This window comes from Pseudomonas tohonis (assembly GCF_012767755.2).
GTDB lineage: Bacteria > Pseudomonadota > Gammaproteobacteria > Pseudomonadales > Pseudomonadaceae > Metapseudomonas > Metapseudomonas tohonis.
Window position 1 is genome coordinate 2,685,693 of sequence record NZ_AP023189.1, and the last position, 21,339, is coordinate 2,707,031.

The window sequence follows — 21,339 nt, forward strand, 5'->3', positions numbered from 1 at the left end:
CGAATGAATTCGCCCCTACGACCCTGGCGGGGCCTTACGCGTCTACCGCCACTTGCACCGCCTCGCCGTTGAGCCGTGCCGGCCACACCCGCAGGCGCTGTTCGGGGTATTCCACGCAGCTGCCGTCCTCCAGGCGGAAGTGCTGCTTGTACAGCGGCGAGGCGATCACCAGTTCGCCCTTGATGTGGCCGAGCAGGCCGCGGCCGATGACGTTGGCGCCGGATTTCGGGTCGCGGTTCTCGATGGCGTAGAGGCGCTCGCCGTCCTCCGCCCCGGGCAGGAGGAAGAGGGCGACCTGGGCGCCATCGAGCCAGGCGACGACGCCGGAGTTGGCGACCAGGTCGCGGGCTGCGCAGAGCGTGCGCCAGGTGGGCTGGGACGTGGTTCGCAGGGCGTGGGGCTGGCTCATCAATTCACCTCCTCGGTGACGGGTATCAGGTGGAGTTCGCTGGCGGTCGCCGGCCGGCGCTGGCCGCGTTCGCGGACGAAGTGGATGTCGGGGTCGCCGCGCTGGTCGTTGACGAAGGTGCGGAAGCGCTTGAGCTTCTCCGGGTCCTTCAGGGCATTGGCCCATTCGCATTCGTAGCGGTCGATTACCTGCTGCATCTGCGCCTCCAGCTCGGCGCCCAGGCCCAGGCTGTCGTCGAGGATCACCGCCTTGAGGTAGTCCAGCCCGCCCTCCAGGCCCTCGCGCCACACCGAGGTGCGCTGCAGCTTGTCGGCGGTGCGCACGTAGAACATCAGGAAGCGGTCGATGGCGCGCACCAGGGCCTCGTCGTCGAGGTCGGTGGCCAGCAGCTCGGCATGGCGCGGGCGCATGCCGCCGTTGCCGCAGACGTAGAGGTTCCAGCCCTTGTCGGTGGCGATCACGCCGACGTCCTTGCTCTGCGCCTCGGCGCATTCACGGGTGCAGCCGGAGACGGCGAACTTGATCTTGTGCGGCGAGCGCAGGCCCTTGTAGCGGTTCTCCAGGTGCAGGGCCATGGCCACGCTGTCCTGCACGCCGTAGCGGCACCAGGTGCTGCCGACGCAGGATTTGACCGTGCGCAGGGACTTGCCGTAGGCATGCCCGGTCTCGAAGCCCGCCTCGATCAGCTCGCCCCAGATATCCGGCAGCTCGTGCAGCTGGGCGCCGAACAGGTCGATGCGCTGGCCGCCGGTGATCTTGGTATACAGATCGTATTTTTTTGCCACCTGGCCGAGGACGATGAGCTTGTCCGGGGTGATCTCGCCGCCGGCGATGCGCGGCACGATGGAGTAGGTGCCGTTCTTCTGCATGTTGGCCATGAAGGTGTCGTTGGTGTCCTGCAGCGGCACCAGCAGCGGGTCGGTGATCGACTGGTTCCAGCAGGACGCCAGGATCGAGCCCACCGCCGGCTTGCAGATGTCGCAGCCGGTGTGGCCACGGCCATGGCGGGCCAGCAGTTCCTCGAAGCTGCGGATGCCTTCCACCCGCACCATCGCGTAGAGCGCCTGGCGGGTGTGGGCGAAGTGCTCGCACAGGCTCGTGTCGACGGCCACGCCACGGGCGCCCAGCTCGTGCTCGAAGACCTGCTTGAGCAGCGCGGCGCAGCCCCCGCAGCCGGTGGCGGCCTTGGTCCGCGCCTTCAGCTCGCCCAGGTCGGTGCAGCCTTCGTCCACCGCGCCGCACACCGCGCCCTTGCTGACGTTGTGGCAGGAGCACAGGGTCGCGCTGGCCGGCAGGGCGTCGGCGCCCAGGGCCGGTGCGCCCTCGGAGCGGGGCAGGATCAGGCTCGACGGGTCCCGGGGCGGCTCGATGCCGTTCTGCGCGTACTGCAGCAGGGTGTCGTAGTAGCTGTTGTCGCCCACCAGCACCGCCCCCAGCACCCGCTTGCCGTCGGCGGACACCACCAGGCGCCGGTAGCTGGCGCTGGCCTCGTCGATGAAACGGTAGCTGCGCGCACCGGGCGTGGCGGCGTGGGCATCGCCGATGGAGCCGACGTCCACGCCCAGCAGCTTGAGCTTGGTGGACAGGTCGGCGCCGGTGAAGGGCTCGTGGGGCTGGCCGGCCAGCAGCGCGGCGAGGTTGCGCGCCATGGCGTAGCCAGGGGCGACCAGGCCGAAGACGCTGCCGTTCCAGGAGGCGCACTCGCCGATGGCGAAGATCGCCGGGTCGCTGGTGCGGCAGTCGTTGTCGATCGCCACGCCGCCGCGCGGGGCGATCTCCAGGCCGGCGGCGCGGCCGAGGGCGTCCTGCGGGCGGATGCCGGCGGAGAAGACAATCAGGTCGGTCTCGAGGAATTCGCCGTCGTTGAACCGCATGCGGTAGGCGTATTCCTCGCCGACGACGATCTCCTGGGTGGCACGGGCCAGGTGCACGCCCACCCCAAGGGCCTCGATGCGGGCGCGCAGGGCGTCGCCGCCATCGGCATCCAGCTGCACCGGCATCAGCCGTGGGGCGAACTCCACCACATGGGCTTCCAGGCCCAGGGACTTCAGCGCGTTGGCCGCTTCCAGGCCGAGCAGGCCGCCGCCCACCACCACGCCACGCCGGGCGCAGGCGGCGGCCTCGCGGATGCCGTCGAGGTCGTCGAGGGTGCGGTAGACCAGGCGCGAGCGGCCCTCGGCACCGGGGATCGGCGGCACGAAGGGGTAGGAGCCGGTGGCCAGCACCAGGCGATCGTAGGGTTGGCGGCCCTCGGCGGTGACCACTTCGCGGCGTTCGCGGTCGATCTCCAGCACCGGCACGCCCAGGTGCAGGTGCACGCCGTGGCGGGCATGGAGGCCGGGCTCGCCCAGGGCCAGGGCCCCGGCGTCCTTGCCGGTGAAGTATTCGGAGAGGTGCACGCGGTCGTAGGCGCGCTGGCGCTCCTCGCCGTAGACATGCACCTGGTAGCGCGCCAGGGCACCGCGTTCGATCAACTGCTCCACGCAGTGGTGACCGACCATGCCGTTGCCGATGACGACCAGGATCTCGCTTTTGATCGGGGTGACGATGGCGTTCATGAGCCTTCCTCTGTCGAAGCCGCTGCCAGGGCCTGCGGAAAAAAATGCAAAAAAAAGCGCCTGGAACCGTCGAGCGGCTCCAGGCGCCTTTGCCTGGGATTCGTGGGTGTCGGGGAGGGCCGTGCGGGCTCCGTTGCCCTGGCCATCCGTCCCGCTGTGCTGGGTCATCGGCGACCGCGCGGGAGACCCCGAGGGAGAAATCCAGCGGGGTCGACCAGGGAAAAGCAGGTTGCATGCCAGTTGCGTGAAAGGGGTGCGGCGGGGCGGGCGCGGCCCTTGCGGGGCAAGGTGCGCGGGGCTTGCCGTGGCGGTGGAGTCAGGCCGCGAACGTGGCGGCCGGCTGAACCATGATGGGGCGCCGGGGCACGCCGGTCCCCGTTTTGGAGCGGCGCGCCGGGGCGGTCAGTTGAGCAGGTCGGGGTCGAGCATGTCGCATTCGAAGCTCAGCCAGCCGCCTTCGGCATTGGCGTCGCCACCGGTGATCGGGCCGTAGTAGGTGAGGCCGATGTCCAAGGTGATGCAGACGTGGGTCGGCTCGTCCGGGGCCGCCAGCTGGCCCTTGAAGTGCACCTTCATCACGCCCGGGGAGACGGTCTCCAGGCCGATGTCCACGCGGGCATTGTCCACCGCCTCGGCTTCGCGCCCGAAGTGTTCGGCGCTGACGGTCAGGGTGGCGGTGTCTTGGTACATGCAGGGTCTCCAGCGATAGGCGCGCGCCCGGGGGCGAAAGGCCGCCAGGGTAATCCAGCGTCGCGGGCGCGGCCATCGCCGGATGAAAAAAACGCGACTCCGCGCGTCAGATAGGCCGAACCCCCGCCGCCGTCGCCTCTCGAACCCTCTACAGCCACAGAGGAGAGGCGTCATGACCCAACAGGGCAAAACCGACCCCACGAACCGGCTCCGGCGTGACTCGCCCGAGGAGCGCCGCGGCCTGCCGGGCTACCCGAAAGAGCGCGATGGCGAGCGCGCGCGGCGCCAGGTGGGCGACGAGCTGGGCTTCGACCCCGACTCCCCCGACCTCGCCGACCCGCAGGTCGACCCGCCCGGGCCGCCGCAGGTCCCCACCGGCGGCGACCACCCGGACAGCCCACGCGCCCCCGGCAAGCAGTACCCGCCCTACGATTGACGCTCCGGGCCGGTGAGCGTGGTCGACGACCCTTTCGCTCGCGGCCCGCCCAACTGCGTCTTCGCACCGCCCTTGCGCTGTTCCGATTGGCTTCTAGTCTGTTGCTTTCCGGAGTTTCACCAGCACAAGGAGCGATATGTCATGCCGGATTACTACGATGAAGACGGAAACAAACACACCCTGCTGGACTGGCCCGGTACCTCGTACAAGGCCCAGGTGATCAATAACGCCTATAGAACGGGCAATTTCTTCGTGGAGTCGGTGCGGGGCCAGCAGCTCGTTTTCTTTCGCTGCGCCTGGTGCGGCTACCCCGTCTCGTCCTCGGGGGTCGAGGGCGATCACGTGGTCAATCAGCAAATGGGGCGGGCGCCGAAACGCAAGAGCCTGGGCAAGCACGACATCGACTACAGGGAAGTCCGCGGACTGTTCGAGGATGCCGAGGGCTGGCAAAACGATGACGGCAGCGCCTGGAATCTGGTGCTGTCCTGCTCCGAGTGCAATGGCGGCTCCCGCAACCGCAAGCGTAGGGCGACCCGCAGCACCTATCGCGGCGATCGTGATAACCAGGGGCCCCAGGGCGGCAGCGGTATCGGCGTCGCCTAGAGATGCAACGCGCATTGGTCACCGAACGTAGCCCCCTAGCCCGGGCTTCAGCCCGGGAGCGGCGGCGGGTGAGCGCTTCGCGAGCAGAGCTCGCTCCTGCGTCAGAGCCCGCGGCGGGCGCCGTGCCCTGCCTTACATGCCCAGCGGCGCATTGGTCGCCACGCGCAAGGCCAGGCCTTCATAGCCGTCCAGCTCCAGGCGCAGTTCGCCCTGTTCGGTGAGGTCGCCCTCCAGGCGCTCGTTGATCATGTCCACCACCGGGCCCGGCGGGACGTTGGGCAGCACGATGACCTCGCTGAGCGGCTCGGCGCCGAAGTTCAGCGCGGTGACCTGGATGCCGCGCCCGGCGGGTAGCTCGTGGACCATCACCAGGAGCGCGGGGTGCTGCGTCTCGGGAATCAGGATCTGCCGGCTGGAGGCCACGCCGTAGGCGCGCCTCACGGCGAGCATGCGCCGCGCCTGGGCGGCGAAGGAGTCCGGGTCCTGGAGCTGTTCCACCAGGCTGCCGTAGAGGCTGCGCGCCCGGGGCATGCCTTCGCTGGAAAGCGTCGCCTCGGGCGCCAGGTCCGCCAGGTCGTAGGCGCCGCGGTGGATCCAGCGCGTGTCGCCGTCGGCCAGCAGCGGCTCCACCTGTTCGGGCGCCAGCGGCAGGGCGCCCACCAGGTCCCAACCGGAGAGGGCGACGATGCCCGGCTGCATGGCGTTGAACATCAGCAGCAACAGGTGCACCTGGCGGATGCGTGCGATGTCGGCCTCGGTGATGGCGTCGAGATCACGGATGCCGAGGGCGGCGGTGATGATGCTCACGGTGGTGCAGGACACGCCGTTGGTGACGAACTTGAGGTTGTAGGGCGCGTCCTTGCCGGCCAGGCGCTCGTACATCTCGGCGCGGATGTGCTCGCGGAGGATGTTGCCCGGCAGGCTCTGGCCCTTGAACACATAGGTGTCGTTGGCGTGCAGGGTCCAGAAGTGCACCAGCTCCAGGGTCAGCTCGTCGTGGTTCTGCAGGGCGTGGATCAGCGAGGCCGGGTCGATGCCGAACGCATGCATCTGGTTGAGCATCAGGCGCAGGAACTCGGTGTCGCCGGTGAGCAGGGCGTGCTGGTAGGCCGGGCGGGTGATGAAGTCGTAGGAGAGGTCGGCGCCGCCCTGGGACATGGCGGCGATGTCGTCCAGGGTCAGGTTCAGTTCCTGGAAGCTGAAGCCGCCGGCCTTGCGGATCATGCCGCCGAGCAACTGGTTGCCGGTGACCGACAGCGGGTGGCTCTCCGACCAGGCGTTGCCCTGGGCACGCCGCTCGACGCCGAGGAAGCCGTTGGCATCCAGGCGCAGCACGCGGGCGCCGAGCACGTCGATGGAGTGCAGGGCGTCGCCGATGATCAGCTGTTGCGCGGCGAAGGTCGGGTCCAGCCAGTTCAGTGACGGCTGGCCTTCCTTGAAGTAGTGCAGGTAGACCCAGCGCCGCAGCTTGCCGTCCACGCCATGCACCGGCGCCGTGGCGCTCCAGTCGGTCTCCTTGACCCCGGGCTCGAAGAAGATCACCCGTTGCAGCTGGCCCACCAGGTAGTGGCGGTCGCGCAGGGCGTCCACCGTCTCCGGCGGCAGGTTCACCGCGTCGCGGCCCTCGGGCACCTCCGGCAGCAGCGGCCAGTCGGCTTCCTGGATCTCCACCATGTGGTAGATGCCGGGGTAGTCCCCATAGGCCATCTCCGCCAGGCGGAAGTCGGCGCCCTTGCCGGTGTGGGCGGGGATGCTGTCGTCGATGGTCACCGCGTTGTGCGCGGCGGCCACGCGGCTGAGATGGACCTGCTGCTCGTCGGTGCCGAAGCGCGGGTCGATGTCCAGGCCGATGCGGTCGAAGTTGCCGTCCACGGTCGGCGTGTAGTCACGCCCGCGCAACCCGCCGGAGCGCTTCAGCGGCCCGGTGTGGATGCCCTGGATGCCGAGGTCGGAGAAGGCCGCCCAGAGGCGCTCGTCGCCCAGCGCCTCGAGCACCGAGCCGCCCTCGGCGGTGATGATCGAGGCGGGGTAGACGGTGACCCACACCGAGGCCACGGCGGTGACGCTGCGCGGCCGGGTCTGCGCATAGGGGTGTTGCCACAGGCGCGGCTGGCCGGCATACAGGCGCGCCCGCTGGCGTGCGGCTTCGAGCATGGAGTGTTCGACCAGCCAGGTGACCTGGTCGCTGTCGGTGATGGGCATCGTTCGCTCCCTGGGTGGTGGGCCACCGGGAACGGGCCGGCAGCGCTTCCCTTGTTGAGAGCGATGGAGCGGGGGCTTTGTTCAGGTGATCTCAGACCACGCCCTGGCGGCGCAGCAGCTCCAGCACCTGCACCAGGCTCGGCAGCACGTCCAGGCACAGGGCGCGGGTCGCCTCGGGCGGCTGGCGCAGGTCCGGCACCATCAGCGTGGGCACGCCGGCGGCGTGGGCGGCGGCGACGCCGGGGATGGAGTCCTCGATGGCCAGGCAGGCGCCGGGGTGGCGGTCGATATGGCGGGCGGCGAGCAGGTACAGGGCCGGGTCGGGCTTGCCCAGGGGCACGTCGTCACGGGTCGCGACGGCGTCGAAGTAATGGGCGATGCCCCCCAGCTCCAGGTGCTCCTCGGCGGTCTCGCGGCCCGAGGAGGTGGCGATCGCCATGGGCCGGCCGCTGGCGCGCATGGCCTCCAGCAGCGGCACCACGCCTTCCTTGAGCGGCAGGCCGTGCTCCATGATCCGCGCCTTGTGGGCGAAGTAGGCGGCGCCGAAATCCTTGAGCGGGAAGTCCTCGCCGTAGTGGTCGAACAGGCGCTGGCGGTAGGCCGGCCAGTCGATGCCCACCAGCGCCTCGCACAGCTCGGCGGCGCCCGCCAGGCCGAGGGTCTCGATGGCCGCCACGGTGCTCGCCAGGTTGATGCTCTCGGTGTCGACCAGGGTGCCGTCCAGGTCGAGCAGGAAACCTTCGATGCGTGCCGCGTCCATTGCCTTTCCCCCGATGACTGCTGCAGGACGGGCGACAGAATCGCATTCGCGGGCGGGCTGCGCCAAGGGGGAAGGGTAGGGGCGACGCTGTCGGGGGCGCGCGTAGGCGCTGATTTCGACCCCGGGCCGATGCCGGGCGCGGGGCTGCTTTTCGCGAATGAATTCGCTCCCACGACCGATTGCTGGTGCCGGGCTTGGGGGCCACGCCTGGCCGCGCTTGGTGGACCGGTGGAGCGTGGCCCCCCCTACGGGGCGGTGCGGCTTCTGGGCGGGGGGTAGGGTGGATGACGCTCTTTTCATCCACCAGGCGGGGTCGATTGAAACCCCGGGCTGAAGCCCGGGCTACGGGCCATCCACCGGCACGGATCGGCCATAGGTCGACGGTGGTTTCTAGCCCTCCAGGGCCGCGAAGTAGCGGGCCGGCGGCATGCCCAGGGCCTTCTTGAACATGGTGATGAACGCGCTCACCGACTCGTAGCCAAGATCGCCCGAGACCTGCTGCACCGTTGCGCCGCCGGCCAGCAGGCGCAGGGCCACCAGCAGGTGCAGCTGCTGGCGCCAGCGGCCGAAGCTGAGGCCGGTTTCCTTCTGCACCAGGCGCGCCAGACTGCGCTCGCTCATGGCCACGCGCGCGGCCCATTGCGCCAGGGTGCTGCGATCGGCCGGGTCGTCGGCCAGGGCGGTGGCGATGAGGCGGATGCGCGGGTCGTCCGAGACCGGCAGCAGGTGCCGCTCGCGGGGCATGCGCGCCAGTTCGGCGAGGAGGAAACGCACCAGGTGGTCCGTGGCGCTGCCGGGCTCGTAGTCCCAGGGCAGCTCGGCGAGATGGCGGATGCCCTCGCGCAGCAGCGGCGTGATGCTCAGGGTGCAGCACTCGTCCGGCAGGTCCGCGCAGCCGGGTTCGACGAAGAGGAACCAGATGTGCGCGTTGGCGGTGGCGCGGTTGCTGTGGGGCGTGCCGCCGGGCAGCCAGATGGCGCATTGCGGCGGCACCATCAGCAGGGCGCCCGGCACCTCGCAGGTGACGCCGCCGCGCAGCGCGATGATCAGCTGGCCCTTGCGGTGGCTGTGCATGGGCACTTCGCTGCGGCTGTCGGAGGTATCGACTTTCATCGCCACGGCGGGGCGGTGGGAGAGGTCCGGGTCGATGCTGAGGGCGCGTTCCAGGGACATGGCGAATATGGCCGGATTTGAAAATCGATCGGCAATATATCCAGATTCAGCCGGTGCGTGTAGGCGTAACGTAGCGGCCCACCCCTCTTCGGCCCGTTTCCATGTCCACCCGCACCCTGACCGCCTCGGTCGCCCGACCCGCCTTGCTGATCGTCGGCATCCTGCTCATCGCCGCCAACCTGCGCGCGCCCGTCACCGGCGTGGCGCCGCTGCTGGACCTGATCCAGCCGGCGTTCGGCCTGTCCAATGCCGAGGCCGGCATCCTCACCACCCTGCCGCTGCTGGCCTTCGCGCTGATCTCGCCGTTCTCCGCGTTGCTGGCCCGCGAGTACGGGCTGGAGCCCACGCTGTTCGGCGCGCTGATCCTGATCGCCGGCGGCATCGTCATGCGCTCGCTGGGGCCGGCCTGGTGCCTGTACCTGGGCACCTGGGTGATCGGCTCGGGCATCGCCGTCGGCAACGTGCTGCTGCCGAGCCTGCTCAAGCGCGATTTCCCCCGCAGCATCGCCAGCCTCACCGGCGCCTATGCGGTGACCATGGGCGTCGCCGCCGCCCTGGCGTCGATGGTGGCGGTGCCCCTGGCCCAGGCGGCCGAGAGCGGCTGGCGCCTGGCGCTGGGCTCGGTGATCGTCCTGCCGCTGCTGGCGATGGTGGCCTGGAGCCCGCAGCTGGGCCAGCACAGCGCGCCGGCCCAGGGCACGCCGGGGCCGCTGCACGGCGGGCGCGTCTGGCATTCGGCGCTGGCCTGGCAGATCACCCTGTTCATGGGCATCAACTCCTTCCTCTACTACGTGCTGGTGGGCTGGCTGCCGTCGATCATGGCCAGTGCCGGCTACTCACCGGCCGAGGCGGGCACCGCCCATGGCCTGCTGCAACTGGCGTCGGCGCTGCCGGGGCTGGTGCTGGCGCCGCTGCTCAACCGCCTGCGTGACCAGCGGCTGGTCGCCCTGGCCATGGCGCTGCTGGCCGGTGTCGGGCTGCTCGGCCTGCTGCTGGCGCCGGGCTGGTCGATCCTCTGGGCCATGCTCTTCGGCGCCGGGGCGGGCGCCGTGATCATTCTCGGCCTGACCTTCATCAGCCTGCGCGCCGGCAACCCGCAGCAAGCCGCTGCGCTCTCCGGCATGGCCCAGTGCGTGGGCTACCTGCTGGCCGCCTTCGGCCCGCCGCTGATGGGCCGCCTGCACGACGCCGCCGGCGGCTGGGGCCTGGCGCTGACGCTGTGCCTGGGGCTGTCCCTGGCCATGGCGGTGGCCGGCTGGCTGGCGGGCAGGGCGCGGCAGATCGGCTAGGGCATCGCGGGTCCTCGCCGCTGGACGGCCGTGCGTTGCCGGGGCCTGCGCGCTAGGATGATCGCCCCGAGAAACGGACCTTCCCATGACCCTGAAACAGCTCCTCGCCGCCTGCCTGGCCGTGCTCCTCACCGGCCACGCGGCGGCGGCCCAGACGGTGGACCCCAACAGCGTGCGCCTCAACGATCGCGTGCACGAGCAGCTGTCGCCGCAGGTGCTGGCGCGCATCCGTGCGGTGACCCAGGTGTTCGAGCCCATCGACGGCATCAGCTACGAGCGGGCGGTCGACCTCTACAAGCGCGACGCCGAGGCCAACCTGGTGATCTTCGAGGAGATGGCGCGGGTCTACCGCGAGTTCTGCGCCAGCCGCTGCAGCCGACCCGAGGAGCGCATGGACGTCTACCGCCTGGTGTTGCTGCGCTCGATGTACAGCTTCGCGGAGACCCTGCGCCAGGCGCAGCTCGACGTGCTGTCGAAGGCGGAGGCGCAGGCCATAGTCGACGCCTACCGGCTGAAGGCCATCCCCATCACCGTGGAAAAGCGCTAGCCGGCCACCCCTCACTCCACCGGTTCATAGGGCAGCCCCACGTAGTTCTCGGCGATGCTGGTGCGGCCGGCCTCGGAGCCGACGAAGTAGTCCAGTTCGGCCCGCTGCATGCGCCGGCTGAAGGCGTCGGTGTCGGGGAAGCGGTGCAGCATCGAGGTCATCCACCAGGAGAAGCGCTCGGCCTTCCAGACGCGCTTCAGGCAGATTTCCGAATAGCGCGCGGCGAGGGCGTGGCGGCCTTCGCGGTACACGGCCAGGAGGATGCGATAGAGGGTGCTGACGTCGCTGGCGGCGAGGTTCAGGCCCTTGGCGCCGGTGGGCGGGACGATGTGCGCGGCGTCGCCCACCAGGAACAGCCGGCCGTGCTGCATGGGCTCCACCACGAAGCTGCGCAGGGGCGCGATGCTCTTTTCCAGGGAGGGACCGGTCACCAGGCTCGCGGCGGTGTCGGCCGGCAGGCGGCGCTTGAGTTCTTCCCAGAAGCGCGCGTCGGACCAGTCCTCCACCCGCTCTTCAATGCCCACCTGCACGTAGTACCGGGTGCGGGTCGGCGAGCGCATGCTGCACAGGGCGAAGCCGCGCTCGTGGGCGGCGTAGACCAGCTCCTCGGCCACCGGCGGGGTGTCGGCCAGCACGCCGAGCCAGCCGAAGGGGTAGACCCGTTCGAATTCCCTGAGCACGCCTGTGGGGATGGACCTGCGCGCCACGCCGTGGAAGCCGTCGCAGCCGGCGATGTAGTCGCAATCCAGGCGCAGTGTCTCGCCGTTGTGGGTGAAGGTGACGTGGGGACGGTCGCTCTGCAGGTCGTGCAGGGCCACCTCGGCTGCGTTGTAGAACGTGCGCGCCCCGCTGGCCCGGCGGGCGTCCATCAGGTCGCGGGTGACTTCGGTCTGGCCGTAGATCATCACCGTGCGGCCGGTGAGCCCCTTGAGATCGATGCGTTCGCGGCGGCCATCGAAGGCCAGTTCGAAGCCGTCGTGGACCAGCCCTTCGCGGTCCATGCGCGCACCGACCCCGGCTTCGCGCAGCAGCTCGACCATGCCCTGTTCGAGCACGCCGGCGCGGATGCGGCCCAGCACATGATCGGCGGATTGGCGTTCGAGGATGACGGTGTCGATACCGGCCTTGTGCAGCAGCTGGCCGAGCAGGAGGCCGGAGGGGCCGGCGCCGATGATGGCGACTCGAGTCTTCATTGTTGTTGTCCTCATGGGGCCTCGGTCGGCACGTCGCCTGGCCCGTTGTTGTTGTGGTCCTCTGTATTTTTGGTGGATGGTCGGCGCCTTTGAAGGCACTATCCGGTTGGTTTCATGGACTTTCCGAGGCTTTCATGTCGCAGGTTTCCCCGGTTCCGGTGTTCCGCCTCTACGGCGAGACCCGCGCCTGGCCGACGCCGGACCTGATCCATTGCGAGTCGATCCCCGAACGCAGCGCCCTGCACGATTGGGAGATCCGTCCCCATCGCCACGGCGAGCTGGTGCAGGTGCTCTACGTGCAGGGCGGTACGGCGGAGCTGGAGGTGGAGGGCGTGGTCAACCGCGTCGAGGTGGCCGCGCTGCAGGTGGTGCCGGCGCTCTGCGTGCACGGCTTCCGTTTCTCGGAGGACATCCGTGGCTACGTGCTGAGCCTGGCTCTGCCGCTGGTGGACCAGCTCGGCGCGGCCCTGGACGAACCGCCGCTGGCCCGCGCCGCCTGTTATCCGGTGGCAGGGCACAAGCGCTACCTGGACGCGCTGTTCGAATCCCTGGCCCAGGAGTACGGCGACCAGGCGCCGGGCCGCGAGCTGATGCTGCAGTCGCTGATCAGCGCGCTGCTGGTGTGGGTGGGGCGCCGCTCGCTGGATCTGTCCCGCGCAGAGGCGCCGGCGCAGGACCGGGGACGCGAGCACCTGCAGCGCTTCACCCGCCTGCTCGAAGCCCATTACCGCGAACACCGCCCCATCGACTGGTACGCCGCGGCCCTCGGCATCAGCGCCGCCCACCTCAACGCCCTGTGCCGGCGCCTGGCCGGCCAGTCCGCCCTGCAGATGATCAGCGCGCGCCTGCTGCTGGAGGCCAAGCGCTGCCTGGTCTACACGGCGATGACCATCAACCAGGTCTCCGACAGCCTGGGCTTCTCCGAACCGGCCTACTTCTCGCGCTTCTTCAAGCGCGGCACGGGGCTGTCGCCCAAGGCGTTCCGTATGCGTCGGTAGGGGCGGCACCGTAGGTGGGTGCCGAGCGTAGCGAGGCCCAACGCAGCGCTGTTCGTCCTCGCGCGGGCATTGCTTGTGGGAGCGGCTTCAGCCGCGAAAGACCCGCAGCCGGCACAGGGTTGCGAGTGGCTGGACATTCCATCGCGAATGAATTCGCTCCTACAGGCGTGGGTTGGCGCCGAGCGCAGCGAGGCCCAACGCAGCGATGTTCAGCCGTGTCGCGTTGGGCTTCGTGCCTCAGCCCAACCTACGGGGAGAGCGGTGTTTCCCCGGCTCGCTGCAAGGCCAGCGCCATGGCCAGGCGTTCGAGCCCGATGCCGAAACCGGCGCCTTCGGCATAGGCGCCGCCGCCCACCACCTGGCGCTGGTTCTCGAGCACGGGGCAGCGCACTTCGAAGCCCTGGCCACCCAGGTAGTAGGTCAGCCCGCGGCTGGCACGAAGGTCCAGCTCGTATTCCAGCCCGAGTGAGTCGAGGAAGCCGATGCACAGCGCCTGGCTGCGGGCCAGGCCGCGTTCGGGGTCGCCTAGCACCTCGACGCCCAGCTGGGTGAATTCGCGGTAGCGCAAGGCCTGGGGACGCTCGTAGCGGTAGCAGCGCGCTGCATAGAAGAAGGTGGCTTCCCGGCGCCCGGCCAGCAGGAGGGCGCTGCGCTCCTGGAACAGCGCGGTGGCTTCGGGGATCAGGCAGCAGGGGCGCCCGGCCTTGTCGTCGAAGGCCCACATCTGCCCCATGATCTCGCTGCCGCCGGCCTTCTCGATGAAGGTGTCCTGGCCCCACAGCGCGGGGACTATCGCTTCCTCAGCCCCGGCGGCGATGAAGCCAGCTCCGGAAGCGGCCCTCGATCTCGCGCATGGCTTTGGCTTCTTCGCCGGTGATGATCCGGGTTCCTCGTAGCATGGTCATTTCTGGTTCCTCTCTGGTTTTCTACAGGCATGAAAAAAGGCGCCCTTGGGCGCCTTTGCGTGTCCATCGCAGCCGATTCAGTCAGCTTGCAACGGGCATGAGCAATCACGGCGCCCGGAGGGGGAGCCGTGATGATGGATGCGGTTGTTCGGGAAGCTGTTCATGGCGCGAATCCTGGCATGGGCCATCGTTCGTCGGCAAGGGGCAACCCGGAATCGATTGTCGGGTTGCCCCCGACCCATAGGCTCCGCGCTTCAAGGTGGCAGCCATTCGTAGGGGCGACTTCAGTCGCCAAGCAGGCCGCAGGGCTGCCCTGGCTCCGCGCGCTCCAGCAGCACCGATTGTTTGGGTGGGCACGACGCCGTAGGTTGGCGCCGAGCGCAGCGAGGCCCAACACAGTCATGTCCGGTCTCGCGGCGGGCTCTCCTTGTAGAAGCGGCTTCAGCCGCGAAAAGCCGGCAGCCGGCACAGGGTTGCGAGTGGCTGGACATTCCATCGCGAATGAATTCGCTCCCACGAAGCGGGCGGCGGTGCGGGCTGCAAGAACCTTTGATTGATGAAAAGAGCGTCGTCCACCCTGCGCATTACGCTCACCAGTGGAAGGACACCGAGCCCAGCAGCGTGCGCTCCTCGCCCCAGTAGCAGCGCCCGGCGTTGTTGCAGCCGGCGACGTATTCCTTGTCCAGCAGGTTCTTGGCGTTCACCTCGGCGGACCAGTTGTCGTCGATGGTGTAGCCGATGGCAGCGTCCAGCAGGGTGACGTCACCGGTGTCCAGCCGGCCGTACAGCGAGGCCGGGGTGTAGGCGAAGGTGCTGTCGAAGTGGCGCACGCCACCGCCGATGCGCAGGCCCTTGAGGGTGCCGTCGAGGAAGCGGTAGCTGGCCCAGGCCGAGGCCTGGTTGCGCGGCACGCCGGTCATCTGGTGGTCTTCGAGCAGCGAGCCCTGGGCGTCCCTGGTGATGCGCGAGTCAGTGTAGGTGTAGGCGGCGGTGAGGTTGAGGTTCTCGGTCAGGTCGCTGTTGAGTTCCAGCTCGACGCCCTTGGCGCGGCTCTCGCCGACCTGGCGGTAGTCGTTGGCGGCGCTGTCGAAGATCACGTCGTCGGTCTTGCGCAGGTCGTAGACGGAGGCGGTGAAGGTGGTGTTCCAGCCCCTGGGCTCGTACTTGATGCCGGCCTCGTACTGCTCGGCGGTGGTCGGGTCCAGGGGGCCGGAGCGGCTGGAGGTCTGTTGGGTCGGGGCGAAGGCCGTGGAGTAGCTGACATAGGGCGAGAGGCCGTTTTCGAACTGGTACATCAGGCCGGCCTGCCAGGTGAAGTCGGTGTCCCAGTAGTCGAGGTCGGCGGCGGCGTTGGTGGTGCCGGGCTTGTTGCGGTACTGGCTGTTGACCCGGTCGAGGCGCCCGCCGAGCAGCAGGACCCAGTTGTCGTAGCGGGTCTGCAATTGGCTGTAGGCAGCGTACATCGACTGGTCGAGCTGGGCGTTCTGGATGTGCACGGGGGTGGTCGGGCGGGTGGTCCAGACCGGGTCGAAGACGTTGATCAGGCCACCGGCACCGGCATCCCAGTTCTGGTTGAACGAGGTGCGGTCGAGGCTGGCGCCGAGCAGCACGGTGTGGTCGAAGTCGCCACTGGCGAAGTGGCCTTCGAACTGGTTGTCCAGGGAGTAGGCGATGGATTTGTTGGTGCGGTCGTAGGCGGTGTAGGCGAGTGTGGTGCCGAAGCCGCCGGCGTTGAGGCTGCCGGGCCACATCTCGTGGCGGTCGATGCGCGACTGCATGTAGCGCGAGTTCTGGCGGAACTGCCAGGTGTCGTTGAGCGTGTGGGAGAACTCGTAGCCGAGGGTCCAGGTCTCGCGCTCGAACTTGTCCCAGTCGGGGTGGCCGAGCAGGGTGTCCTTGTCGATCTTGCCGTTGGGGTTGTGCAACAGGGTGCCGGCGGCGGGGTAGCCCAGCTCCATCAGGGTGCGGTCGCGCTGGTAGGTCGAGAGCAGCGTGAGCGAGGTGGCGTCGGCGAGGTTCAGGGTCACGGACGGGGCGATGTAGAGGCGGTCGTCCGGCTGGCTGTCGACCTGGGTGTCGGCGTTTCGGCCCAGCAGTACCAGGCGGCCGAGGATGTTGTCGCCCTCGGCCAGCGGGCCGGAGACATCGATGCCCAGCTGGCGCCGGTTGTTGCTGCCGTAGGTCAGCTCGACTTCGCCGCGCGGGTTGGCGGTGGGGCGCTTGCTGACCATGTTGACGACGCCGCCCGGGGCATTCTCGCCGTAGAGGATGGAGGTCGGGCCACGGAATACCTCGACCCGCTCCAGGCCGTAGGGCTCGCTGGTGGAGTCGTAGCGGTTGCCCTGCATGCGCAGGCCGTCGCGGAGCAGGCCGTAGCCCCAGTCGGTGGCGTTGAAGCCACGGACGAAGAACAGGTCGCCGGCCTGGCCGTCCCCGGCGGCGAAGGGCGGGGCGTAGATGCCGGGCACGTAGCCGAGCACGTCGGTGAGGGTCTGGGATTTCTGGTCTTCCATGCGCTGGCGGGTGACCACCGATACCGAGCGCGGCGTGTCGGCCAGGGCGGTGGCGGTCTTGCCGGCGGTGGTGCTGACTTCGGCGCGGTAGCCCGTGTCGCCCTGGCCGAGGCCGTTGGCGAAGCCGCTGCCGACGATGGCGGTCGGCGCCAGTTGCATCGCGCCGTCCTGGGGAGCCGGCTGCAGGACGAAGCCGCCGTTGCCCTGGTCGACGGCCTGCAGGCCGCTGTCCTGCAGCAGTGTGGCGAGGCCCTGGGTGACGCTGAAGCGGCCGTGCAGGCCAGCGCTGGTCTTGCCGGCGGCGAGGCTGTTGTGGCCGGCGAGGTAGATGCCGGCCTGGCTGCTGAATTCATTGAGCGAGGCGACCAGGGGGCCCGGTGCGATGTCGTACTGGCGCTCGGCGACGCCCTGCTGCGCGGTCTCGGCCCGGGCCATCGAGGTGGGCAGCGGCGCGACGCCGAACAGGGCCACCGGGATGGCGAGCGCGAGTGGGCGCAGGGCGAAGCGGAGGGTCGGGTTGGCGAGCAAGTGCATGGTGTCCCCTGGAAATGTTCGGTGGCGGATGGCGGTGTTGTCTGGTTGAACCGAACGAGAAATGAAAAGGGGAACCGCTCGCTGGAAAATATCTTCCTGGGCGTCGGCGCGGCGGGTCCGGCGGGGGGCTCAGGCAGGCTCGACGCTGAGCCACCAGTCGGTGAGGCGCTGCACGCGGATGGGTAGCGCGGCGCCGAGCAATTGCAGCGCCTGGTCGGTATCGCCCAGGGGGAAGGCGCCCATCACCGGCAGGCCGGCGACCGCCGGGTTGCAGCCGAGGTGGCCGTGGCGGTAGCGGGCGAGGGCTTCGACCAGCTCGCCGAGGGGCATGTCGTCGGCCACCAGCACCTGGCGCGTCCAGGACTCGCCGGCCCGTTGCACCGGGGCGGGCGTGCCCATGGACAGGCGGTCGAAGTCGATGCGCTGGCCAGCCTCGATGACGCTGAGCTGGCCGCTGTCGGCGCTGCGCACTTCCACCGCGCCCTGGTAGACGCTGAGGCGGGTGAAGCCTGGGTCCTGGCGCACGCCGAAGCGCGTGCCGAGGGCGCGCAGGCGGCCGTGGCGGTTCTGCAGCAGGAAGGGGCGCGTGGCGTCCCTGGCGGTGTCGATCAGCACCTCGCCGAAGCGCAGCCTCAGCAGGCGCTGCTCGCCGCTGAACTCGGCGTCCAGCGCGCTTTCGGCACGCAGCCACAGGTGGCTGCCGTCGGCCAGCACGGTCTCCCGGGTCTCGGCGGTGCCGGTGGCGAAGTCGGCCGTCCAGCCGGCCACCAGGCGCGGCAGCGGCGTGGTGCGCCAGGTGCCCCAGCCGAGCAGCGAGCCGGCGCCCAGCACCAGCAGGCTCTTCAGGCCCTGGCGGCGGCTGATGCGGCGCGGGTCGCCCTGCAGCGTGCGGCTCGCCAGCGTGCGCTCGCCGTCGGCTTGCAGCGGGGCGAAGCGCTGGCCGACGCGCTCGACGTACTGCCAGGCGTCGCGGTGTTCAGGGTGCTGGTCGAGCCAGGCCTGCCATTGCGCCTGCAGCTGGGCACTGGGGGCGTCGTCGTGCAGCAGCACGTACCAGTGGGCGGCCTGTTGCAGGCTGGTGTGGCTGAGGCTGCGTTCCGGGCTGGCCATGGTGCTCATTCCACCAGCAGGCCGTCGAGTTCGGCCTCCAGCACGGCGCAGTGGAGTAAGGCCTGGGCCAGGTACTTCTTCACCATGCGTTCGGAGACGCCGATCTCCACGGCGATCTCGCGGTAAGGCATGCCGTCGAGCTGGGCCATGAGAAAGGCACGGCGCACCTTGTGCGGCAGGCGCAGGAGCATGGCGTCGACTTCATGCAGGGTTTCGATGATCAGCGCCCGCTGTTCGGGGGACGCCTGCACCGGCTCGGGACGGGCAGCCAGGGCGGCGAGCCAGTCCTGCTCCAGCTGTCGCCGGCGCCAGTGGTCGATGCACAGGCCACGGGCGATGGTCGCCAGGTAGGAGCGCTCGCCCGTCGTGCCGTCGAACACACGGGGCCGCAGCAGCACGCGCAGGAAGGTGTCCTGCATCAGGTCGGCGGCATCGAAGCCGCTGCCCAGGCGACGGCGCAGGAAACCCAGCAACCAGGCGGAGTGACTCTGGTAGAGGGTATGGATCGGGGCATTGGTCGGCGGCATCGGAGCGGGGGTCCAGCGCGGGTGCGCTCTGTCGCGAATGAGAATTAGTGGCAACTATACGGATCGGCCTTGCGCCCCGCAATGCGTCTTCGTGGTTGCCATCGCTTCCCATGCACCCCGCCGGTTGGCACGTCGCCGCCAGTGCGGCCGGGCGGGTTACTGGCGCGAGAAGCCGCGTCGTTCCAGTCCGTGGGGGGTGGTGCCCAGCTGCAGGGGCGAGCCGATGAAGCCGTGGAGTTCACCCAGGCTGCGCTGCTTGCTCATGGCATCGACGCAGGCCACCAGCAGCATCTCCTCGGCCACCTCGCGGATCAGGCCACGGATGCGGCGCTGGCTGAACGCCGCCTCGCCGTCGAACTCCCGGCTCAGCTCCTGGACGCCGCCCTTGCTCAGGGTCAGCAGCCACTTGCCATCGCTGCGCGGGGTGATGGCGACGCTGTGGTCGGGGAACGCTTCGTAGATTTCCTTGATGGCGGTGAACATGGGCTGGGCCTCCTTCTTGTAGTCAGCCCGCAATCCATTGCAGCCGGCGTGCCAGAAAGGCATCCGGCGCGAGCCCAGCAGAATCAAGCGATTGGCTATAAGCGCAGCGTGGACGCTCGTGCAAAACGCATGAAGAGGCCGCAGTGGCCTGGGCAATTTGCAAGGCTCTGTCTGCGTTAAGTGTTGCTAGAAGATTTTGGCCAAGCCGGTTGCCGAGTTTTGCTGATGGTTTCTGTTTCGCCTTGCCGGGCGAGTCCCTTTTTTCAGTCGCCCAAAAAGGAACCAAAAACGCTTGCCCCTCCATACGGGTCTGGCTGAAGCCAGACTTCCCTCGCTCCATCATCGTTTCAGGGGCCCGGCGTAACGGGCCATCCATGGCCCGGCGTAACGGGCCATCCATGGCCCGGTGCGCCTTTCGCGACATCCCTGTCGCTCAACCCCTGAAACGACGATTGCGCTCGGCCTCCTGAAAGGGGCGTTTGGCCGCTGCTCCAACCTCTTCGGCAGAATCTTCCTCCAGGTACGCATCACGCTTGGGGCGCAACGGCTTGCGTAGGGTGGTGTAGAGCGAAGCGAAACCCACGCGGTGGGCGTGACAGGGGGGCATGGATGCCCGGAAAACACCGTGCTTGAGGCTCCGCATCACGTTCACAACAGCTAACGCAGGCAGGAGCCATCTACAACGCCGCCGCGCTCACTCCGTCGGGCGCGGCGGCGTTTCCACCAACTGCGGCTGCAGCAATTCGGCGATGCGCTCGCGCACGCTCTGCTCGGGTTCGCGGTCGAGGGTGCGTCGCAGCAGTTGCAGGGTGTCGGCCGGCCACTGGTTGCGGCCCCAGGCGGCGAGGGTCTTGAGCGCCATGTGGCGGTTGCGCACCACCGGGCTGGCGAGGCCGGTGGTGACCAGGTCCCAGCCCTGCACGGGGAAGCGGCCGAGGTCCTGGAGGATGAAGTCCAGCGCGCTGTGCTGGCGGTATTCCGGGCCCAGGCCGAGGGCGCTGCCGGGGCCGCTGGCGATGTGCGCCAGGTCCAGCTGCTGGCGGGCCAGTTCGAGGACCCGGCTGGCCCGTTGCGGGTCGTTGGTCTGCATCAGCTGGTACCAGGCCGAGGAGCGCTGGCTGCGCTGGCGTTCGAACCAGGCGTCCCAGGGGTCGATGTCCAGGTGCCGGGCGGCGGTGGCGGCGAGCCAGAAGTGGCGCTCGTCGTCCTCGCCCAGGCCCTGGTTCACCAGGTGCGGCCACTGCGGGTTCCCGCGCAGGGCGTCGGCGCGGCGGGCGATGTCCTCGCGGCAGGCCTCGGTCCAGCCGTGGCGCGCGAGCTGCTCCCAGTCCTGGTGCGGGTCGCGGGCGAAGTCGCGGATGCCCTCGACCACCAGGAAGTGCCCCAGGTGCCGTGGCGGCCGGCGTGCCAGGTGGTCGAGCAGGTGCAGCACCACCTCGGCACCGTCGGCGTAGTCGTTGATGTCCTGGGCGGGGCCGCCATTGATAAGTGCCTCGATCATTTCCACGGCGCCGTCGAGCAGGGCGTCGTCCACGTCCTGGCCGCTCAGCGCCGCCAGCAGGTTGCCGCCCACCGCGCAGGGGTAGGCCAGGTATTCCACCATCACCGAGTTCTGGTAGCCCTCGCGCAGCAGCCAGTCCTGCACCGCGGGCGATGGGTTCTGGGCGAGGCGCTCCACCAGGTGGATGCGACCCCAGCCCTTGACCTTGCGGGCCAGCGCCCACCAGGCGCGTTCGCGCTCCGGTGGCGCCAGGGTGTTGCCCAGGGCGATGGTGGCGAAGAGGGTGAATTCCTCGTGCTGGCCGAAGGTCAGGAACAGCTCGCGCTGGCTGCCGCTGTCGAGCACGCCGAGCAGGGCCAGGGCGAACTTCACCGCGCCGCGGTCGGGGCTGCTGCGCGCCAGCCACAGGGCCAGGGCATGGAGCCGTGCACGTGGCAGGCCGGGGCGCTGCTGCAGGCGTTCCACCAACTGGTCGATGAAGCCGAGCACGCTGCCGTCGGCCACCAGCTGGTAGAGGCGGGCCATGTGGCGGGTCGGGTCGTCGAGGGTGGCGAGCAGGGCGGCCATCACCTCGTCGGCGGTGTCGACATCTTCGGCGGAGGCGTGGTGGCCGAGCACGCCATCGAGGGCGCCCGGGGCCCAGCGCAGTTCATTGCCGGTGGCGGGCGGAGCTTCGTCGGGCAGGGTGATCTCGCTGTCGGGCAGGCCGTCGGGGGCCTCGGCGAAGGCGGCGAGGAAGCCATGCAGGCTGGGGCGCTCGATGGCCCAGGGGATGGGGTACCCCTGGGTCTGGCCCTTGTCGTCCCTGACGATGCGGAAGAAGGTGGCGATCCAGTTTTTCATCGGTGCGGCGACAACGGCGGGAAAGCGCTCCTGTTTACCGCAACGGCCGGCAAGCGGCAATCGTG

19 protein-coding genes are annotated in these 21,339 nt (G+C 69.3%); 5 read left to right on the forward strand and 14 right to left on the reverse strand.

What is annotated here, in order from left to right; genetic code table 11:
* Positions 1-34: 34 nt before the first annotated feature.
* From nirD to HSX14_RS12370, 3 genes are all read right to left on the reverse strand, one after another.
* Positions 35-409, reverse strand: a complete 375-nt coding sequence (gene nirD, locus HSX14_RS12360; RefSeq protein ID WP_173179768.1) for a nitrite reductase small subunit NirD — start codon at positions 407-409, stop codon at positions 35-37.
* The gene (gene nirB, locus HSX14_RS12365) at positions 409-2,967 is read right to left on the reverse strand and encodes a nitrite reductase large subunit NirB (RefSeq protein WP_173179766.1); all 2,559 of its coding nucleotides are present in this window, start codon (positions 2,965-2,967) and stop codon (positions 409-411) included. The genes nirD and nirB overlap by 1 nt, the downstream gene beginning before the upstream one ends.
* A gap of 402 nt (positions 2,968-3,369) precedes the next feature.
* Complete coding sequence (locus tag HSX14_RS12370) at positions 3,370-3,657, reverse strand: hypothetical protein (RefSeq protein WP_173179764.1); 288 nt, start codon at positions 3,655-3,657, stop codon at positions 3,370-3,372.
* A gap of 241 nt (positions 3,658-3,898) precedes the next feature.
* Here HSX14_RS12370 and HSX14_RS12375 point away from each other — a divergent pair, with 241 nt between their 5' ends.
* Entirely contained in the window at positions 3,899-4,093 is a 195-nt protein-coding gene (locus tag HSX14_RS12375) for a DUF6021 family protein (RefSeq protein WP_173179794.1), read from the forward strand.
* 141 nt (positions 4,094-4,234) lie between these two features.
* Entirely contained in the window at positions 4,235-4,696 is a 462-nt protein-coding gene (locus tag HSX14_RS12380; protein WP_173179762.1) for an HNH endonuclease, read from the forward strand.
* Positions 4,697-4,828: 132 nt separating this feature from the next.
* Here the strand turns inward: HSX14_RS12380 and treS are convergent, their stop codons facing one another.
* The 3 genes from treS to HSX14_RS12395 all read right to left on the reverse strand — a co-directional run bounded on the left by treS (position 4,829) and on the right by HSX14_RS12395 (position 8,831).
* On the reverse strand, positions 4,829-6,898 hold the full coding sequence (treS, locus tag HSX14_RS12385; protein WP_173179760.1) for a maltose alpha-D-glucosyltransferase: 2,070 nt from the start codon (positions 6,896-6,898) through the stop codon (positions 4,829-4,831).
* Between the two features lie 91 nt (positions 6,899-6,989).
* Positions 6,990-7,658: an HAD family hydrolase gene (locus HSX14_RS12390; protein WP_173179758.1), complete on the reverse strand. Its 669-nt coding sequence runs from the start codon at positions 7,656-7,658 to the stop codon at positions 6,990-6,992.
* A gap of 390 nt (positions 7,659-8,048) precedes the next feature.
* Entirely contained in the window at positions 8,049-8,831 is a 783-nt protein-coding gene (locus HSX14_RS12395; protein ID WP_173179756.1) for an AraC family transcriptional regulator, read from the reverse strand.
* 101 nt (positions 8,832-8,932) lie between these two features.
* Here HSX14_RS12395 and HSX14_RS12400 point away from each other — a divergent pair, with 101 nt between their 5' ends.
* On the forward strand, positions 8,933-10,120 hold the full coding sequence (locus tag HSX14_RS12400) for an MFS transporter (RefSeq protein ID WP_173179754.1): 1,188 nt from the start codon (positions 8,933-8,935) through the stop codon (positions 10,118-10,120).
* 85 nt (positions 10,121-10,205) lie between these two features.
* Complete coding sequence (locus HSX14_RS12405; RefSeq protein ID WP_173179752.1) at positions 10,206-10,667, forward strand: hypothetical protein; 462 nt, start codon at positions 10,206-10,208, stop codon at positions 10,665-10,667.
* Positions 10,668-10,678: 11 nt separating this feature from the next.
* Here the strand turns inward: HSX14_RS12405 and pobA are convergent, their stop codons facing one another.
* Positions 10,679-11,860 carry a 4-hydroxybenzoate 3-monooxygenase gene (pobA, locus tag HSX14_RS12410; protein ID WP_173179750.1) on the reverse strand — a complete coding sequence of 394 codons (1,182 nt, stop codon included), beginning with the start codon at positions 11,858-11,860 and terminating at the stop codon, positions 10,679-10,681.
* A 134-nt stretch (positions 11,861-11,994) separates the two neighbouring features.
* On the opposite strand from pobA, the gene HSX14_RS12415 reads away from it, so the two are divergent.
* A complete protein-coding gene (locus HSX14_RS12415) occupies positions 11,995-12,858 on the forward strand; it encodes a helix-turn-helix domain-containing protein (RefSeq protein ID WP_173179748.1) in 864 nt (287 codons plus the stop codon).
* A 247-nt stretch (positions 12,859-13,105) separates the two neighbouring features.
* Here HSX14_RS12415 and HSX14_RS12420 read toward each other — a convergent pair whose 3' ends face one another.
* The 7 genes from HSX14_RS12420 to HSX14_RS12450 all read right to left on the reverse strand — a co-directional run bounded on the left by HSX14_RS12420 (position 13,106) and on the right by HSX14_RS12450 (position 21,274).
* Positions 13,106-13,675 carry an ATP phosphoribosyltransferase regulatory subunit gene (locus tag HSX14_RS12420; RefSeq protein WP_173179792.1) on the reverse strand — a complete coding sequence of 190 codons (570 nt, stop codon included), beginning with the start codon at positions 13,673-13,675 and terminating at the stop codon, positions 13,106-13,108.
* Between the two features lie 678 nt (positions 13,676-14,353).
* On the reverse strand, positions 14,354-16,711 hold the full coding sequence (locus HSX14_RS12425) for a TonB-dependent siderophore receptor (RefSeq protein ID WP_173179790.1): 2,358 nt from the start codon (positions 16,709-16,711) through the stop codon (positions 14,354-14,356).
* A 228-nt stretch (positions 16,712-16,939) separates the two neighbouring features.
* Positions 16,940-17,920: a FecR domain-containing protein gene (locus tag HSX14_RS12430; RefSeq protein ID WP_173179746.1), complete on the reverse strand. Its 981-nt coding sequence runs from the start codon at positions 17,918-17,920 to the stop codon at positions 16,940-16,942.
* Between the two features lie 5 nt (positions 17,921-17,925).
* Complete coding sequence (locus HSX14_RS12435) at positions 17,926-18,447, reverse strand: sigma-70 family RNA polymerase sigma factor (protein WP_173179744.1); 522 nt, start codon at positions 18,445-18,447, stop codon at positions 17,926-17,928.
* Positions 18,448-18,603: 156 nt separating this feature from the next.
* Positions 18,604-18,930 carry a hypothetical protein gene (locus HSX14_RS12440; protein ID WP_173179742.1) on the reverse strand — a complete coding sequence of 109 codons (327 nt, stop codon included), beginning with the start codon at positions 18,928-18,930 and terminating at the stop codon, positions 18,604-18,606.
* 22 nt (positions 18,931-18,952) lie between these two features.
* Positions 18,953-19,330, reverse strand: coding sequence for a hypothetical protein (locus HSX14_RS12445; protein ID WP_173179740.1), 378 nt, complete (start codon positions 19,328-19,330; stop codon positions 18,953-18,955).
* A gap of 294 nt (positions 19,331-19,624) precedes the next feature.
* A complete protein-coding gene (locus tag HSX14_RS12450) occupies positions 19,625-21,274 on the reverse strand; it encodes a hypothetical protein (protein WP_173179738.1) in 1,650 nt (549 codons plus the stop codon).
* Positions 21,275-21,339 lie beyond the last annotated feature (65 nt).